12 protein-coding genes and 1 pseudogene are annotated in these 16,507 nt (G+C 67.3%); 6 read left to right on the top strand and 7 right to left on the bottom strand.

The window, feature by feature from the left end:
- Window positions 1–7 precede the first annotated feature (7 nt).
- From B0E53_RS01705 to B0E53_RS37275, 5 genes are read right to left on the bottom strand one after another with little or no spacing between them, the layout of a single operon-like run.
- Complete coding sequence (locus tag B0E53_RS01705) at window positions 8–1,369, bottom strand: NAD(P)/FAD-dependent oxidoreductase (protein WP_107074308.1); 1,362 nt, start codon at window positions 1,367–1,369, stop codon at window positions 8–10.
- Window positions 1,366–2,856: an amino acid adenylation domain-containing protein gene (locus B0E53_RS01700; RefSeq protein ID WP_107074307.1), complete on the bottom strand. Its 1,491-nt coding sequence runs from the start codon at window positions 2,854–2,856 to the stop codon at window positions 1,366–1,368. Before B0E53_RS01700 ends, B0E53_RS01705 begins: the two co-directional genes overlap by 4 nt.
- Window positions 2,846–3,997 carry an acyl-CoA dehydrogenase family protein gene (locus B0E53_RS01695; protein WP_107074306.1) on the bottom strand — a complete coding sequence of 384 codons (1,152 nt, stop codon included), beginning with the start codon at window positions 3,995–3,997 and terminating at the stop codon, window positions 2,846–2,848. Before B0E53_RS01695 ends, B0E53_RS01700 begins: the two co-directional genes overlap by 11 nt.
- 38 nt (window positions 3,998–4,035) lie before the next feature.
- Window positions 4,036–4,902, bottom strand: a complete 867-nt coding sequence (locus B0E53_RS01690) for a methyltransferase domain-containing protein (protein WP_107074305.1) — start codon at window positions 4,900–4,902, stop codon at window positions 4,036–4,038.
- On the bottom strand, window positions 4,877–5,218 hold the full coding sequence (locus B0E53_RS37275; protein WP_168215180.1) for an acyl carrier protein: 342 nt from the start codon (window positions 5,216–5,218) through the stop codon (window positions 4,877–4,879). Before B0E53_RS37275 ends, B0E53_RS01690 begins: the two co-directional genes overlap by 26 nt.
- Window positions 5,219–5,278: 60 nt before the next feature.
- On the opposite strand from B0E53_RS37275, the gene B0E53_RS01685 reads away from it, so the two are divergent.
- From B0E53_RS01685 to B0E53_RS01675, 3 genes are all read left to right on the top strand, one after another.
- Window positions 5,279–6,508 carry a cytochrome P450 gene (locus B0E53_RS01685; RefSeq protein ID WP_168215179.1) on the top strand — a complete coding sequence of 410 codons (1,230 nt, stop codon included), beginning with the start codon at window positions 5,279–5,281 and terminating at the stop codon, window positions 6,506–6,508.
- A 191-nt stretch (window positions 6,509–6,699) separates the two neighbouring features.
- A complete protein-coding gene (locus tag B0E53_RS01680; protein ID WP_146167548.1) occupies window positions 6,700–7,695 on the top strand; it encodes a hypothetical protein in 996 nt (331 codons plus the stop codon).
- On the top strand, window positions 7,685–8,539 hold the full coding sequence (locus B0E53_RS01675; RefSeq protein WP_168215178.1) for an alpha/beta hydrolase: 855 nt from the start codon (window positions 7,685–7,687) through the stop codon (window positions 8,537–8,539). The genes B0E53_RS01680 and B0E53_RS01675 overlap by 11 nt, the downstream gene beginning before the upstream one ends.
- Before the next feature lie 85 nt (window positions 8,540–8,624).
- On the opposite strand, the gene B0E53_RS01670 is transcribed toward B0E53_RS01675, so the two are convergent.
- Window positions 8,625–10,133: an amidase gene (locus B0E53_RS01670; RefSeq protein WP_168215177.1), complete on the bottom strand. Its 1,509-nt coding sequence runs from the start codon at window positions 10,131–10,133 to the stop codon at window positions 8,625–8,627.
- 1,415 nt (window positions 10,134–11,548) lie between these two features.
- Between B0E53_RS01670 and B0E53_RS01665 the strand changes: the two genes are divergently transcribed.
- Both B0E53_RS01665 and B0E53_RS01660 read left to right on the top strand, forming a co-directional pair.
- Window positions 11,549–13,054, top strand: a complete 1,506-nt coding sequence (locus tag B0E53_RS01665; RefSeq protein ID WP_107074300.1) for a cytosine permease — start codon at window positions 11,549–11,551, stop codon at window positions 13,052–13,054.
- A 75-nt stretch (window positions 13,055–13,129) separates the two neighbouring features.
- On the top strand, window positions 13,130–14,362 hold the full coding sequence (locus B0E53_RS01660; protein ID WP_107074299.1) for a cytochrome P450: 1,233 nt from the start codon (window positions 13,130–13,132) through the stop codon (window positions 14,360–14,362).
- A gap of 940 nt (window positions 14,363–15,302) precedes the next feature.
- Here B0E53_RS01660 and B0E53_RS01655 read toward each other — a convergent pair.
- Complete coding sequence (locus B0E53_RS01655; protein ID WP_107074298.1) at window positions 15,303–15,989, bottom strand: hypothetical protein; 687 nt, start codon at window positions 15,987–15,989, stop codon at window positions 15,303–15,305.
- A gap of 337 nt (window positions 15,990–16,326) precedes the next feature.
- Between B0E53_RS01655 and B0E53_RS01650 the strand changes: the two are divergent.
- Window positions 16,327–16,453 (top strand): annotated as a pseudogene (locus B0E53_RS01650) (IS5/IS1182 family transposase); the annotation flags it as partial.
- Between the last annotated feature and the right edge of the window lie 54 nt (window positions 16,454–16,507).

Raw genomic sequence — 16,507 nt, 5'->3', positions numbered from 1 at the left:
TGTCGGGTCAGCGCTCCGCGGGGCCGTCCCGCCATGACTGCGGTTGCAACGACCGGAGGCGGCTGTGCCAGGGATGGTTCGGGTTGCTTTCCACCAACGCCAACTTTTCTCTCATCTTGCCGAGCACTGGCGGCTCTTCGTCGTCGTCGAAGAAGTCGCCTTGGAGGAGCCTGATCAGATCGAGCCGATACTCGGGGTTACGGATGTAGGAGCTGAACAACACGTTCAGCCGGTAGTAGACAGTGATGAAGTTGCGCCACCACTGGGTGGCGTTGCGCGACTTGCGCTCGAACTCGGCGAACGCGGACTTGGCGAAGCCGAGTGGTGCTGCGGCGATGATGTTGCTCGCGGCGAGCCGCGCGCTGCTGAGGGCGATGCCGACGCCGCTGGAGAAGATCGGGTCCACGAACCGCGCGGCGTCGCCGACGAGCACCCATCCGTCGCCGGACAGCTCGCGCATCGAGTAGCTGTAGTCGCCCTCCGCGGTGTACGGGCGCAGTCGTCGCGCGGCGCGCAGTGCCTGTGCCAGCGGCGGCCGGGTGCTCACCCACGCGTCGAAGAACTTCTCCAGGTCACCGCTCGCCTCGCGCAGGCGGGCCTTCTCCGTGACGACGCCGACGCTGGTCACGGTGTCCGAGATCGGGATCTGCCACATCCAGGATCCGGCGAAGGGAAGGAAGTGGATGATCGTGTAGTCGCCGATGCCGGTGGTACCGCTCGCCGCCTCCCGGTCGAGACCCTCGAACCAGGAGTGCACGGCGTACTGCTTGAACTCCGGATCGGCGACCTTGAGTTTGAGCTGGCGGCCGAGCAGGGTGCCACGGCCGCTCGCGTCGACCACCATCGGCGCGTGGACCTCGGAAGTCACCCCATGCCGTCGGAAGGTCACGCGCTTGATCGGGCCGTCGAGGTCCACCCGCCCGACCCGGGCCTCCTGGAGCACGGTGGCGCCCAGTTCGGCGGCATGTTCCAGCAGCAACGTGTCGAATCGGGCCCGGTCGACGTGGTAGGTGTATTCGTGGGATACCCCTGTTTGTGCGCGTTCGGCGAACCGGACGGCGACCTGCGGGATCGTGAAGTGACGGCGGTGGCGTACCACGCCGTCGGCCGTCGGGGCGTCGTCCGCCGCGGCCGTCCACGCCGCGCCGTACTTCCGCGCGAATCCGGCTCGGTCGATCTTGTCCAGCACGCCGATCTCCTGGAGGGCGACCGTCGCTCTCGGCACCAGCGACTCGCCCACGTGGGGGCGGGGAAAGCGGTCGCCCTCCAACACGATGCACCGCAGACCGGCCTTCGCCAGGTACGACGCCGTGGTCGAGCCAGCGGGGCCACCTCCGATGACGCAGACGTCGTAGGTTTCGGCAGTCACGATCCGTCCCTCCTTGCAATCGTGCGGTCCTCAACCAACGCACGGCGGTCGAGCTTGCCGTTGGTCGTCCGCGGCAGCCGGTCGACCGTACGGACGCTGTCGGGTATGAGGTGCGGGGCCAGTCGCCGCGCGAGGAACGGTTTGACCTCGCCCAGCGGCAGGGTGTTCCCCGAGCGGGTGCGCACCCACGCGCGCAGGCGGGCCCGGTGACCGGATCCGACGGCCACGACCGCGGCCTCGACGACATCCGGGTGAGCGTGCAGCGCCGCCTCGATCTCGGCCGGTTCGACGCGGTAGCCCCGAATCTTCATCATGTGGTCGCGACGGCCGACGTACTCGAAGGCGCCGTCGGGGAGTCGGCGCACGACGTCGCCGGTGGCGTACGGGCCGTGCAGCGGCTCGGCGTTGAGGTAGCCGGTCATCAGCGTCGGCCCGGCGACCATCAGTTCGCCTTCCTCGCCGGGTTCGGCGATCGTTCCGTCCTGGCGGACGGCCCAGATCTCGTCGCCCGCTGCTGCGGTGCCGATCGGCGCCGCAGCGGTATGGTCGGCCGGGATCGCCCCGACGCGGTGGTAGGCGCAGACGTTGGTCTCGGTGGGACCGTAGAAGTTGTAGAGGTCCAACGAGGGCCAACGTTCGCGCAGCGCTCTGAGGTACTCGATGGGGAAGGTCTCGCCCGCGAACACGACGGCGCGCAGGGGCAGACGGGGCTGGTCGAGCAGATGTCCGAATTCCATCATCATCGTCAGCGCGGACGGTACCGAGTACCAGATGGTGATGGCGTGGTCGTCGATGAACCGCACGAGGTTCCGCGCGGGGGTGGACTCCGGGATCAGGTGTACGGAAGCGCCCGCTCGGAACGCCGCGTAGAGGTCGAACACCGAGAGGTCGAACTGCAACGGCGCGTGGTTGGCGAGGCGGTCGCCGCCGGTGACGCCGATTTCGTCCGCTGCCCAGTCGACGAACGCCGCTGCCGCGGAATGGCTCACGCGTACGCCTTTGGGTGTGCCGGTCGAGCCCGAGGTGTAGAGCACGTAGGCGAGGTCGGCGTCACGTGTCGACGGCCGTGGCGGTCGTGGCGCCGACCTGACCTCCCACCCGGCGAGGTCGTCGTGGCCGATCAGCGCGGGCGGTAGCGCCGTCTGCCCGGCGACGTCGGTGGCCCTCCCGTCCGTCGTCACCACGGCGGCCGGTGTGCAGTCGCTGATCAGGGCCGCCGTCCGCGGTGCGGGGGCGCGCGGGTCCAGCGGGACGTAGGCCGCGCCCAGCCGCAGCACCGCCTGGGTGACCGCGACGCCGAACGTGGACTTCGGCAACCACAGGGCCACGCGGTCGCCGGCATCGACACCGAGCGTGCGTAGTCCGGCGGCGAGCTCGTCCGCGCGAGCGTTCAGCTCGCGATAGGTCAGGCATGCGTCCGGACCGCACACGGCCACCGCGTCGGGTGTCGCTGCGGCGGCGCGGAGGACGTGCTCCTCAAGTCTCACGCCGTAGCTCCGCCGCGATGACGTCCCGGTGGATCTCGGAGGTGCCGGAGAACAGCGACGCGGGCACCGCGTCCGCGATCGCCTGCTCCACGCCGGAACCTGCCATGATGCCCGCACCGCCGTGCAGGTGCACGGCGTCGAGCGCGTTGAGGGTGGCGGCCTCGCTGATGCCGAGCTTCGCGAGCGACACGTCGAGCGGACGGGCCGTTCCCTGGTCGCGCGCCCAGCAGGCGCGGTACAGCAGCAGACGCGCGCTCTCCAGACGTAGTTTCATGTCGGCGAGTCGGTGTGCGACGGCCTGGTGCCTGGCGAGCGGTTTACGGAACTGGCGGCGCTCGCCGGTGTACGCGACGGTCCTGCCGAGTTGGCGGTCCATGGCACCGACGTAGGCGGCGAACAGGCAGGTGCGTTCCCATTCCATCGATGCGGTGAAGACGTCGCGTCCGTCGCCCTCGCCGCCGAGCCGGTTCGCCACCGGTACCACCACACCGTCGAGGTAGACCGGGGCGAGCGGCGAGGACGCGAGCCCGGTCTTCGGCAGCGGTGAGCCGACCGTCACCCCTGGTGTGTCGCGGTGCACGACGAACGCGCTGATGCCCAGGTAGCCGCTGCGGGGATCGGTGCTCGCGTACACCACGAACACGTCGGCCAGCGGAGCGTTGGTCACGTAGTTCTTCACGCCGTCGAGCACGTACCGGTCGCCGTCGCGTACGGCCGTGGCGCGCATGGCGTAGACATCGGACCCCGCCTCGGCCTCGGTTATCGCGTTGGCCGCGATCCACTCGCCTGACCCGAGCCTCGGCAGCACCTGGTCGCGTACGGAGTCGGTGCCGTGCACCGCGATCGGCATCGCGCACGCGAACAGGTGGGCGCAGGCTGAGAACACCAGCCCCATGTCCTCGTGTCCGCGGGCGAATGCCTCGATCGCGAGAGCCGTGCTCAGCGAGTCGAGCCCAAGCCCACCCCAGCGTTCGGGGAGGCTGAGCCCGAGCAGGCCGAATTCTCCGCACCGTCGCCACTTCTGCCGGCTGAAGTACGATCCGCCGCTGCGGTCGTGCTCGTCCGGTGCGTTGAGCGCGACGCCGAGTGCGTGGATGCTGTCCGCGAGTAGACGTTGGTCGGGGCCCGGTGCGAAGTCCATGTGTCCTCGGCGGGGTGTACGTGTCCGCTGTCCGGTGGTCAGGACGGCAGGCGGTCGGCCGCGATCAGCACGTACTGCAGCACGTTGGACCGGTATCCGTCGAGGAACGCCCGTTCGACGCCGGTTCGGTGCTCGGAGTGGCTGCGCAGCTCCCAGTACGGGATCGTCTGGGCGTTGAGGACGGTGACCTGACTGGGCGAGAACCCGGCGGCGGACAACGCGGCGAGGTATTCGCTGCGCTTGTGCATCCGGGTGCCGTAGTGCGCGTCCACCGCCTCGCAGTCCACGCTCGTCGGCGCGAGCGTGTCGTTGACGCAGTAGGTGACGCAGACGTAGCGACCGCCGGGACGCAGCAGCCGGGCGAACTCGCCGAACGCGGCAGCCAGGTCGACGTACATGGTGGTCTCGTTGGTGAGGACGCGGTCGAAGTGGCCGTCCGGGAACAGCGTTCGGGTCATGTTCTGCAGGTGGAAGGCGACCTTGTCCGTGCAGCCGTGTCGAGCTGCCTGCTTCGTGGCGAAGTCGACCTGGTACTCCGACAGCGTGATGCCGTCGACCCAGCAGCCGAACCTGCGGTGCGCGCTGAACGAGCCACCGCCCCTGCCCGATCCGGCGTCGAGCAACCGGTCGTCCGGCTCCATGCCGCCGAGCGCGTCGAGCACGACGTCGGTCTGTGCGCACTCCAGCCGGTGCAGTTCCCGGATGATGGCGGTTTCGCGGTCGGCGCCGCTGCCGGACAGCACGGCAGGGTCGTAGTCCCCGAGGCCGTAGTGGTGGTGGACCAGCCCGTCCTCGGCGCCGAGCAAAAGGTTGATCGGGTCGTTCAGTTTTTTATTCCAGTAATGAGCTACCGACTTCTCGTAGTCGGTGACGATTGCCTCAGGCGTGACGTCTGTTCTGCGCATGGCGACCTCCGGAAATCGTGGGGGAATGAGCACGGATAAGTCCAGCCATGTTCTGGATGGTTTCCCACTTCGAGTGCGGCCAGTCGCTCAACGTAATCGAATAGGTGCTCTCGACGAATGCGATGAGTTCTTCGACATTGAGCGAGTCGATCAGCCGATGCTCCAGGAGCGGGGTGCGCTCGTCGAACGAGATGTCCTCGCCCTCCAGCAGCACGTCCGCGATGAAGTCGTGGATTGCCCGTTCGATATCGTCCATTACCTTGCCTTGCCTTCCCTGACGAGGGGGTTCTGTCATGATCCATGCCTTTGCGGGCATGTGCAAGAGTCTGGCAAGCTGCTAATCATAGTTATCATCGACACAGGGCGGTGGTGCGACGTGGACGCTGAATTCGGTCGGTTACAAACGCCACAAATAATGTCCATCTTTGATCCGTTTGACGCCACTACCTCCACAAAGGGTGGAGCGCACGCGGCGTGGCGCGCGCTGCGGCGGACCGAGCCGGTGCGTAAGGACGCCGCCCCCAACGGGACGGAATTCTGGTCGTTTTTCCGCTACGCGGAATGCCACACGATTCTGCGCGATACGTCCGTGTTCAGCTCCACATCGGGCGCCCTGCTCACCTGTGTCGGCGCACCCGACCCGGCCGGCGGCCAGGCTCTGGCGCTCACGGACCCACCCCAGCACACGGCGCTGCGCCGGCCGTCCACCCGCGCGGTGGGGCCTGCGGCCGTCCGGGCGCACGAGGCCGAGATCCGCGTGCGCGTGCGCCGGTTGCTACGCCCGATCCTCGCCGGAGGCGTCCACGACCTGGCCACCACGCTGCGGCAGCTCCCGATGATCGCCGCCGGTCCCCTGCTCGGGATACCCGAGGAACATTGGGACAACGCGGTCGCGGCCGCCCTCGCCACCATCGCGCCGAGCGACCCGTCCTATCAGGAAGGGGACGAGGACGAGACCGTCCTACGCGCGAGTTCACGGCTCTTCGGGTCGATCAGGGCCTCGTTGGCCACCTCGCTGTCCCGACCGGAAACGCTCATCGGCGCGTTGTCGGCGACCTCCGTCGACGGCACCGCGCTGACCCGCCGCCGGATCATGCTGAACGTCCACAGCGCGCTGGTCGGCGGCAACACCGCCACGGTGAACGTCGCGCTACACCTGCTGCTGCACCTCGCGCGCACCCCCGAGCTGTGGCGGGCGGTCGTCGACGACCGGTCGGTGATTCCCGGGCTGGTCGACGAAGCGGCACGCTGGACCACCCCCGCACAGCAGTTGGTGCGTCGGGCCACCGCGGACGTCGAACTCGGCGGCGTACGGCTGCGCGCGGGCGACTGGGTGGTGGCCTGGATCGCGTCGGCGAACCGGGACGAGTCCGTGTTCTCGTCGCCCTACCGGTTCGATCCCCACCGCGCGCCCAACCCGCACCTCGCGTTCGGGCTCGGTCCCCACTTCTGTGTCGGCGCGGCGGCGGCACGCACGCTGCTCGCCGCCCTCGTCGACGAACTCGCCGACAGCGGCGTCCGCTTCGCTCTCGCCGGCCCTCCGCGCCACCTCGTGTCGGCCGTGGTGAACGGGATCGCCAGCCTGCCGATAAGGTTCACGCCATGACCGCGACCTGCGGCGAGCACGCGGAGGCCGCCGTGCGAGGGCTGTGCCACGCGGCCGGCCTCGACCAACTCGCCGACCAGGCGGCGGCGGACGTCCGGCTCATGGGTGAAACGTGGCGACATCGCCCGCTCGGCGCCCCTCCCGCGTGGTCGACGCTCACCGCGGACAGCACACCGCTCGAACTCTCCGTCGTGCTCGGCGACGAGCCGCTCGGTCTGCGAGCTTCGGTCGAAGCGCACGCCGAACCCGCGAACCCGGTGTCGTACTGGGAAAGCGCGCGCCGGTTGAACGCGCGCCTGAGTGCCACCCACGGCCTCGACCTGAGCAGGCTGCGGCGGATCGAGCACCTCGTGGCCCCCCGACCGGCCGACCGTCCACCCATGGCGGCGTTCCACACCATGGGCTGGGTTCCCGGCCGACCGCCGAGCGGCAAGATCCACCTGTGGCTCGGCGGCCCCAACCCCGCCGACACGGCCGCGCGCGTCGACGCGGCACTGTCCGCGCTCGGCTTCCCCGGCCAGTGGCAGGTGATCGCCGGCGCGATGCACGACGACGACATGGTGTCCTACCTGTGCCTCGACCTCGCGACAGGACCGTCGGCCAGGACGAAGCTGTACGTGCAGCACCGCGGGGTCCTCACCGCGGAACGCCTCGCCCGATGGGACCGGTTGGGGTCACGCGCCGACCTCGGAGACGGCCCCACGATGGCCGCGATCGCAGGCCGCGCCTGGGCGCGATCCGCGTGGGCCCCGGGGATACCGTCGCGGACCCGGCTCGAATGGCGCTCCAACCACCGCCGCTTCTGGTCGTACGGCACCTACGTGTCGCTCGTACCCGGCGGCCCGCGTCCGATCGAGTCGGTGATGCACCAGTTCGGGCTGACCCCGCGCTGCCGTTCCGACGCGGAGGCGCAGTGGATGATCCGCGAGGTCCTCGACGCCTACGACGTGTCGGCGCGCAGCCGCGACGCCTACGAGCGCTGCGCGCGGTTCTTCATGGGCGGCGAGGCGGACAAGGAGATGTACGCGCACTCGTTCCTCAGCGCACAGCGCTCCCCACACGGGCCCGCGCGGATAGCGGTGTACTTCAACCCACGGATGTACTTCCGACGGCACGGCCTCACCAATGGTGATCTCGCGCGGGCGGGGCAGTTCCAGAGCCACGGCGGGGATGACGGTGGCCGCTGACCGGATCGGGACGTTTCGGGGCGACGGCGCGGACTTCTACTACGTCGTGCGCGGTGCCGGCCCGCCCCTCATGCTGCTGGCCAGCGGTGGCGGTGACGCGCACTGCGCCGATCTGCTCGCCACCCGGCTCGCCGAGACCTACGCCGTTCTGACCTATGACCGGCGGGGCCAGACCCGCACCGCGGTGGACGACCCGGGGCGCCCGGTGTCACTCGAGCGGCATGCCGAGGACGCGGCCGTGCTGGCCGACCACATCTTCGGCGAGGCCCCCGTCAGCGTGTTCGGGTGCAGCACCGGCGCCGTCATCGGCCTGGAACTCGCGTGGCGCCGGCCGCGGCGGGTGAGTGTCCTCATCGCCCACGAACCCCCGCTGCGGTCGCTCGCCACCGCGTCCGAGCGCGCCAGGTACGACAGGTTGCACCGCTACGCTCGCCGCGTCCACGCGGAGTCGGGCTGGCAGGCGGCGCTCAAAGTCATGCGAGCCGGCTTCGGAGACCCCTCCCACGATCCACGCGACCACGAGGACGAGGTGATGTGGGAGCCGCCCAGCAGCCGGACCGTCGCGAACATCAACGCCTTCCTCACCGGCGAGGCGCGCGCGACATGGGAATACCGGGTCAACGCCGCTGGCTGGGCGGCGTTGCGCGCGGGCGCCACGACGATCGTGCCCGCCACCGGCCGGACGACCGACACATTCCCCAGCCGTTGCGCGGCCAGGCTCGCGGCCGTGCTCGGCGAACACCTGGCCGACCTGCCAGGTGGCCACGAGGGGTACCGGACACACCCCGCGGCGTTCGGCGCGGCGCTGCATGCTCTGCTCACTTCGCGCCGGCCCACCGGGTGACGCTCCGACGGCCAGATGATCGTGCCGGCGTCGCAACCGCGGCTACGACGCCGGCACGAACGTAACGACAAAACGCTATCGCTGGCTACCGCGGGTAGCGTTGGTACCAGGGGTTGTACTGTTCGTAGGCAGCGGCAGCGGTAATGACCTCGTCATCCCGCTTCATGCGGCCGATGACCTGGAGACCAACCGGTAGTTCCGGGCCCTCCAGGGGGTTCGGCGCGAAGCCAGCCGGCAGACTCATCGCGGGATGGCCGCTGAAGTTGACCGGATAGGTCAGGCACCAACCAATCAGTGGATCGACGGCGACACCGTTGATGGCCGACGGGCCGAGGGTATTGCCATTGTTCCCGTTCTGGACGCCCACGACGGCAACCGTCGGCGTGACTATGTAGCTGTAGGTTCCCAGGACGATGTTCAGTTTGTGCAGCACGTCGGCGCGCAGGAAGTCCAGGTGACGATATTCTTCGGCCAAAAGGCTCTCCGACCGATTGAGCATGGCAGCAAACTGTGGCGTCAATTGCTCCATGTGCTCGCGCAGATCCACCGGAACGCCGAACTCCAGGAACAGGTCCCGGGCGTGGCCGTACAAGCCAGCCTGCATGAGCCCCCAGGTGTCGGCGAAGTACTGGCTGGTCAGTGGCCGCCGATTTCTGCCGCCCAGATCGGTGACCTGGATCTCATTGAGCCCCAGATTCACCTGGTCAACCACTGCCCCAGCCTTCTCGAAAGCCTGGAGGGCTTGGCGGACGACGCGCTCAACTGGCGCCTCCACCGGGAACAGATTCATGTCCGGAGAGTAGGCGATGCGCTTACCCGCGAGCGGACGCTTGCCTTCCGCGCCGCCACGAAACGCACCGATGTAGTCCAGCGAACCGTCCATACTCAACGGATCACCCTCGTGCGGGCCGCTGATGGCCTGCATCAGCATGGCCACGTCTGCCACCGTCCGTGCCATGGGCCCTGGGGTGAAGAACGGCGCCGTAGCAATCGGCGGAGCATCCTGCGGCCAGCGACCAATACTTGGCTTGAGTGCCGCGATGTTGCACATGGCCGCCGGGATACGAACACTGCCGCCCGCGTCGGAGCCCTGAGTAAGGGCCGTCATGAACGACGCCACGGCCGCAGCCGAACCGCCGCTGGAACCACCGGCGTTGAACCGAGGGTCGAACGGGGTGCTTGTCGGGCCGTGGATCTTGTTGTCGGTAGTGCCCTTATGGCCGAACTCGGGAGTATTTGTCTTGCCCGGCACCACCACGCCCGCATCGAGTGCGCGCTGGATGTACACCGAGGTGAAGGGCGGCACGAACCCCACGTCAGCCATCGGCTTGGAGCCAAAGTCGTTGGGGACGCCCGCAAGGAAGTCGAACAGCGCTTTGACGCCGAAGGTCAGCCCCTCCAGCGTACGCGGCCTGCCCAGCCGGTACCGTTCGTCGGACTGCACCGCGGCTTCACGCGCCAACTGCTCCGTAACGTGCACAAAGGCGTTCAGTCGCGGGTTTACCAGCCGCAGGCGGCGCAAGTGCGCCTCGGTCAGATCCACCGCAGAGACGCGCTTCAGCTTAAGCAGCGCCAGCTGCTCATAGGCGGGCAAGAATACTAGTTCGTCAGCTGCCGGTAGTGCCTTCCTAGCGTTTCCGTACTGAGCGAACTGCTGCAGCAGCCAGCTCCAGTTGTCAGATGCAGACGCAGCGGCTGCGGGCTGGGACACCAACCCCGAGCCAGCGAGAGCAGCCACCGAGCTTGCCAGCGCAATTGTGTGCCTACGGGTCAACCGCATCAATAGAATCCCGTCTGAAGGAGCTCTTGTTGGAGCTGTCAGAGGATTCCGGTCTTCAGTTCTTCGTGGTCGATGAACTACCTGCCGGAGACCTCTTCACTATCGATCAACGACATGCACGAACGACGCCATCCACCAGAGCCACTTCTGAAGCGGGACTTGGATCCACAGCCTCCGGCTGAGGCGTCGACCGACGTCCCGAGTCCGACCTCTTCCGCTGTCGAACGTTCCTACCGGGGCGGTCGGGCGAAACCTGTGCGCGCGTGAAGATCTGACGCCGCTTGCGGACCTAACATTGACGATGGGTTATGACTGAACTGAAGCTATCGGACGCCGGCTGGTGGGTGGGAGGACGCAGGGCGGTGGGTTAGCCGGCGCGGTACAAGACAGTGGCGGATGCGGCGGGGACCGCTGAGCGCCGAGTTTCGTCCGTGATGTGGGCGGCGTCAAGAGGCTAATACGAATAATCACCGTTGGTTTACGCGATGCTCCACTGTCAGCTTGTGCTGGCGAGGCCTCAGCCTGACGGCCCTCGATCCACCTGGCCCACCGTCAGCGTCCCTACCAGCGGAAAGACCCCTACCCGGCGACAGGCGGCCCGACCTACCCGCAGCGACCCGCGGCACCCCGCCCTCAACCACAAGGGACTGAACGGTCAAGCCGGAACGGACGACCGGTGATAAAACCCAATGACGGGTCGAGGTCAACCCTACCGATAGGGGCTGGCGGAATCCGGGCGCCGCTGTCACAATCATGGCCCTGATCATGGCTGAGTTGAGGCGCTATCAGCACACCAGGCCTGATGGACATCAGCTCGACAGGTTCCTACGCGATCCATCCCAATCATCCCCGGTGGATCGGGGATCGCTGGCCAGGGCGGTGATCCGCTTGGTGGGTGACCCCAGAGACGACCGGTTGTTGCGGTCGACAGAGCCGGCGCGCCACGAGCCAGGCGAGCTCTCACAGACAAAGTTTCGGCCACGAGCCGACCGGACTGGACGAACACAAGGACTGAAATGGTCGTTGCTGACCGAACCTGCGATTCCATCCACTGAATCCCTCGTGCGTCCGGCCACCCTCGCGGACGCCGAGCAGGAGTTCGGGACTCGCCATTTTAATACATGGCCCCGCGGCAGGGGATGGGGCGCTTTAACGAACGTCGACATCTCCGCTCGCCCAAAGGAACTGCACGTCTCGCTTAGTGCGGACCCACAGGAAAGGCGCCCGGCATGGAACAACAAGAGACACTCGTCGACAACCTTCGAGACGAAACCGAGCTACGTCAACCGCTTACCTTCGAACAGCATGGCGTGGACCGTATCCCGGAAGAGGAGCGGAAGAGCACGCCTTGGACGTTCTTCATCGTTTGTAGCGGCGCCAGCTTCACCCTCGGGAGCGTGGCGTTCGGCTGGCTCCCGATCTCGTTCGGGCTCAGCTTCTGGGCGTCGCTCACCTCAATGGCAGTGGGCACCCTCATCGGGCTCGTTCCACTCGGACCGCTCATCGTCATCGGCTCACGTACCGCCACCAACAATTCCACCTCGAGTGGGGCACATTTCGGTGTACGAGGCCGATTGATCGGGTCCGTCATCGGGCTGGGTCTGATGTTGCTGGGCACAGCCATCGCTATCTGGTCCAGCGGCGGTGTACTGGTCGCGGGCGCGGCCAGGCTCTTCCATACGCCAACGGGGAACGGCGCCCTTGCGTTGACCTACACGGTTCTCGGCCTCCTGTCTGTGCTGATCGCGGTATATGGGTACCACCTGCTCGTTCGGACCACGCTGATTCTGATGATCTTCGGCGTGGTCACCACACTGCTACTGGTGGCGGCCTTCGCCCGCCAGGTCAACGTGGGGTATCGGGGCGGCCAGTACGTGCTCGGCAGTTTCACCAGCACCTGGCTGCTGTCGGTGTTCGCCGTCGGCGTCGGTGGCGTCATGACGATGAGTACGATCGCCGGCGACTGGACCCGCTACATATCGTCCCGGCGCTATCCGACTTCCAGGCTGCTGCCCACCGGCCTGCTGGCCGTGGTCTTGAGCTACATCGTGCCCATGGGGATTGGCGCGCTCGTGAGCACGGCGTTCGTCGACCCGTCGGCACCGTTTCCGCAGAGCTTGGTGACCGCGGCGCCCGGTTGGTATGCCATCCTGCTCATCCCGATGGCTCTCTTCGGTGGCCTGGGTTGGACGGCGTCGAACCTCTACAGTTCGGGGCTCGACCTCAGCGCCATCGTCAGCCGGCTGACACGGGCGAACGCGACCACGATCGTGAGCGTCGTCAGTGTGGGTCTGGTCCTCGCCGGCTCGCTCGTGTGGAACGCTGGCGATTCGCTGTCCGCGATCTCACTCATCCTGCTTGCGGCGAGCGCACCATGGGCCGCGGTCATCGGCCTTGGTTATCTGCGTTGCGGTGGACAATACCTCCCCGACGATCTTCAGGTGTTCAACCGGCGGCAACGCGGTGGCGCCTATTGGTACACGAACGGCTGGAACCTGCCTGCCGTTATCGCCTGGGCGGTGGGGTGCGGATTCGGACTGCTCACCGTGCGGACTACGCTCTACATCGGCCCGTTGGCAAACATAGCCAGCGGCGTCGATGTGAGCTTTGTGGGCTCATTCCTCCTCGCCGGGGCGCTGTATCTCCTCCTGGAGACCTTGCATCTTGGCGCCGGAACCACATCCCCCGCGCCGGTCGCCCCGAGCACCCCGGTCACTCAGCACACCACCCCGTGAGCAATGGCGGCGGCGTATTCGAGGACGTCGGGTACGCCGCCCGCCGAACCCGCCAGTCAAAGGAGTCCGCGGAACATGGCAGCATCGGATGTTCCCGAAAACATCGGTCTTCCGGAGAGCGCCAGTCTCGTCGAGCCGGAGTACACATCCGGAGCCAGATGGCTGCGACCGTCGGAGTGGCCTACCGAGGCCGATCCCTATTTCCAGCCCAGGCCTTTCGACAGCAGAACCACCCCGGCGATCATCAGCCGGTACGACGACGTGCTCGCGGTGATGCTCGATCCCGAGGGCATCTGGCGCCGTGAGATACCACCAGCGCTCTTCCCGCTCGATGATCGTCATTGCATCATGGGCGCGTCCTGGATGTTGGACGGTGAGATACACAAGCGGCTGCGCCGAACGCTGCGACAGATCAACCGCGGCTCCACTGACGAAGCGCGTAGGTTCACCCGAACGCTCACCAAAAAGTTGCTCGCCAGGTTGATGAACGAGCCGCCGCCGTGGAACCTCTCCCGGGTCATCGATGACGTGTCCATGCGGGTCATCATCGAGTGCACCCTGCAGGCACCGCCTCTCCTGGTCCACGCGGTGCGGCTTCGGCAGCTGTGGCACGAGGCGGGCGCCGCCAGCGACGGGTACTTCGGCATGGCACGTCAGCCCGAGTTCGAAGCGATCCTGCAGCTCGTGACCGAGGAACACCACGACCTGCCCGATGGGCTGGCCCGTCACCTGGTCGACGTGCGGGACTCCGGTGCCATGACCGACAGCCAGCTCATGAGCCAGCTGGGGATGCTGGTCGTGAGCTACGAAACGCAGGCCGCCTCGGCCGCGAGCCTGATCGGCATGCTCCTCGAGCACGACCTGTACGGGTACGCCCGCCAGGCCGTCGCGCATCCCGAACTCATGCGGCGAATCGTCGCCGAGGGTAGCCGGCGTGGCCTCTCGTTCCCCACGAACCTGATGACGCCGTCGAGACCGGTAACCATAGACGGCCAAAAGCTGCCCGCCGGAGAGCCGGTGCTTGTGTCCTACGCGGCGGCAAACATGGATCCGATCCGCTTCGGCGTCTCGGCGAGTCGTTTTGACCCGCGGCCCTCGCGGCCTACGCACCTCGCGTTTGGCCTAGGGCCGCATCGCTGTCAAGGCGAGGTGGGCGCCGAGCAGTTCGTAGAGGATGTGTTGGTGGCAATGCTTGCCCAGTTGCCGGACGACGTTCAACTCGACCACGACGGGCAGGTGCTCCGCGAGACCGCGGGCATCTCGTGGACGATCCCGCGCCTGCTGGTGAGCCCTCGTCGCGCATCGTGACCCACGATCGGCCGTACGAGATAGGACCCGCTCGCAGCCATCCCTTCACGTTGGGACGTGAACGGCGGCGGGGTGCGTGCCGGGTCGTACGGGGGTGGTGGGGGAGGTGGGCGGTTGCGGTGCAGGCGGAGTACGCGCATGGTGACGAGATCTGGTCGCCGCTGCGGGACCAGGTGATGGTGTCATCCACGCTGGGTTGTGGGCCGGTCCAGTCCACCACGACCGGATCGTCGGGCAGCCGAATCGACGCACGGGGTCGGGTGGCCCGGGGGAATCTCACCCCCGGGCCCCACAGAGTGAAGTGGGCCGCCGGCGAGGTGCCCGTATGGCCATCAGGCGTACCCACGATGGCCGTTCCGGCCGTCCTGGAGGGTCACTGCGTATGTGGGTAGCTGCTGGTCACGGTGGTGATGAGGTCGTTGGAGCGGCGGTTGGCGCGTCAGGTGGCTCTGGCGATGTCGGTCTCGCCGTTGCCGCCACCACGCTTTCCATCGAGGGCACCGTATCGCCCGCAAAGGCATGAACCACGTACGTCTGCCGATCAACTCTCGCGGGCTGTTGGCCGACGACGGTTAGCTGGCGCTGGCAGTCGACCGGCAGCCGCCGAGGTCCGGAGATGTCGGGCGCTGTAGCAGGGATACCGGGTCGGGTTTTGCCGCGGACGAGCCGTTGCCCATGCCCCACGGTTCTCACGCTGGCCGCGCTGCTCTACTACCTGCTTGTCCTGCTGGTCAGCCGACGATGGAGCCGCGGCTACCTGGCCGACGGCAGGTCAGCTGACCTGCAGGATCTCCGCACCGTCGCCCTGATGACGCACTGGAAGGAAGATCCGGGGCTCAGACTCGTCCTCTTACATCCCAGCGGAAACAGCGCGGCGTTCCTACTTGCGCAGAAACGCACAGGGGCGATCGACGCCGCCGATGGCTGGACGCACGATGAGTCACTCGACCGGGCTGCCCTGCCGACGCCGCAGCGTGCGGATCCACCCTTGAGCGGTGTGCCGGGGCACGTCGTAGTGATCGGCGACAGCCGCCACGCTACCGGCCTGCTGATATACCGACTCGAGATCGTCCGGTGACCGCCGGTACACGCGACCCTTCTCCTTGGACGCCTCACCCTTCGGTTTTTGTTTGTTGGCATTCCGCCCCGAGACCGCGGCCTTGAGGCCCCTCGCGGCTTTCCGTCCACCTGCCCGGGTCTCGGCAGCGGCCGATGCCTTCGCCCGTGCCGGCTGCTTCGGAACAGCGACCTCGGCCCGGTCGTTCGCGGGGATGGCCGTTGTCGGCTCCTCAGCGATGGACGTGGTGGCGCCGACAGCCTGGGTTGGGTTCGTGTCGGCGACGGGTTCCTCGTCGCCAACGGCCAGGCGCTCTGGATCGGCAGGGGCGTCGGCCGTGGCAGCAGGGGACACGGTTAGGGCCTGCTGCCCGCCGACGGCCGGTGTGACCGCCTTCAGCAGTAGATCCACATCAACCGCGGGAATCTGGCCCGCAGTCAACCCGTCCCCCTCACCGGCGCGTACCAGCAGTTCAACGATCCGCGCGGTCGTACCTTCCAACTCGACCGTCAGTATCGTGGTCGCTCGACTCCGATCGTCCGCAGCGATGGTGATGGTGTAGGAACTCAAGGCATACCTCCAAAAAGCAACGCCTTGTCACCTCTCGCTCGAACCACCCTGGAAACGTGACAAGGAACTTTGAATCTCCCCGATGCAGCTATCGGGGAACCGAAGGAAAGCTATCGTATGCCAGTGAACGGGCACTCAGTGCCCTCATTCTGAATGCCCGGCCCGGGCCTCCACACCGTTGCCCGGGCATCACGCACCGGACCGCTGCCGCCTTGGTGGGCAACTCCAAACTCGCCGTGGAACAGCAGCGTGCCGTCCGGCCGCGCCACCACCCCAGTGGTGCTGGCACTACCGGAGTCGACCGCCAGCCACGCCATCCCTGCTCGCATATGCCCAGCACCGCACGGTCCGAGCGCAGGTCGAACACACCCTGGCCAGGATGAGGAACCGGAAGATCCTGCGCGACTACCCGCCACGCAGCCGGTACATTGACCGACGCCGCTTCCGGCATCGCACTCCTGCATGCGAGCGGGGTCCTATCTCGTACGGCCGATCGTGGGTCACGCTGCGGGGCGAGG

This window comes from Micromonospora sp. MH33, from assembly GCF_003013775.1.
Taxonomy (GTDB): Bacteria; Actinomycetota; Actinomycetes; order Mycobacteriales; family Micromonosporaceae; genus Micromonospora; species Micromonospora fulviviridis.
This window is presented reverse-complemented; position numbering and strand designations above follow the sequence as displayed.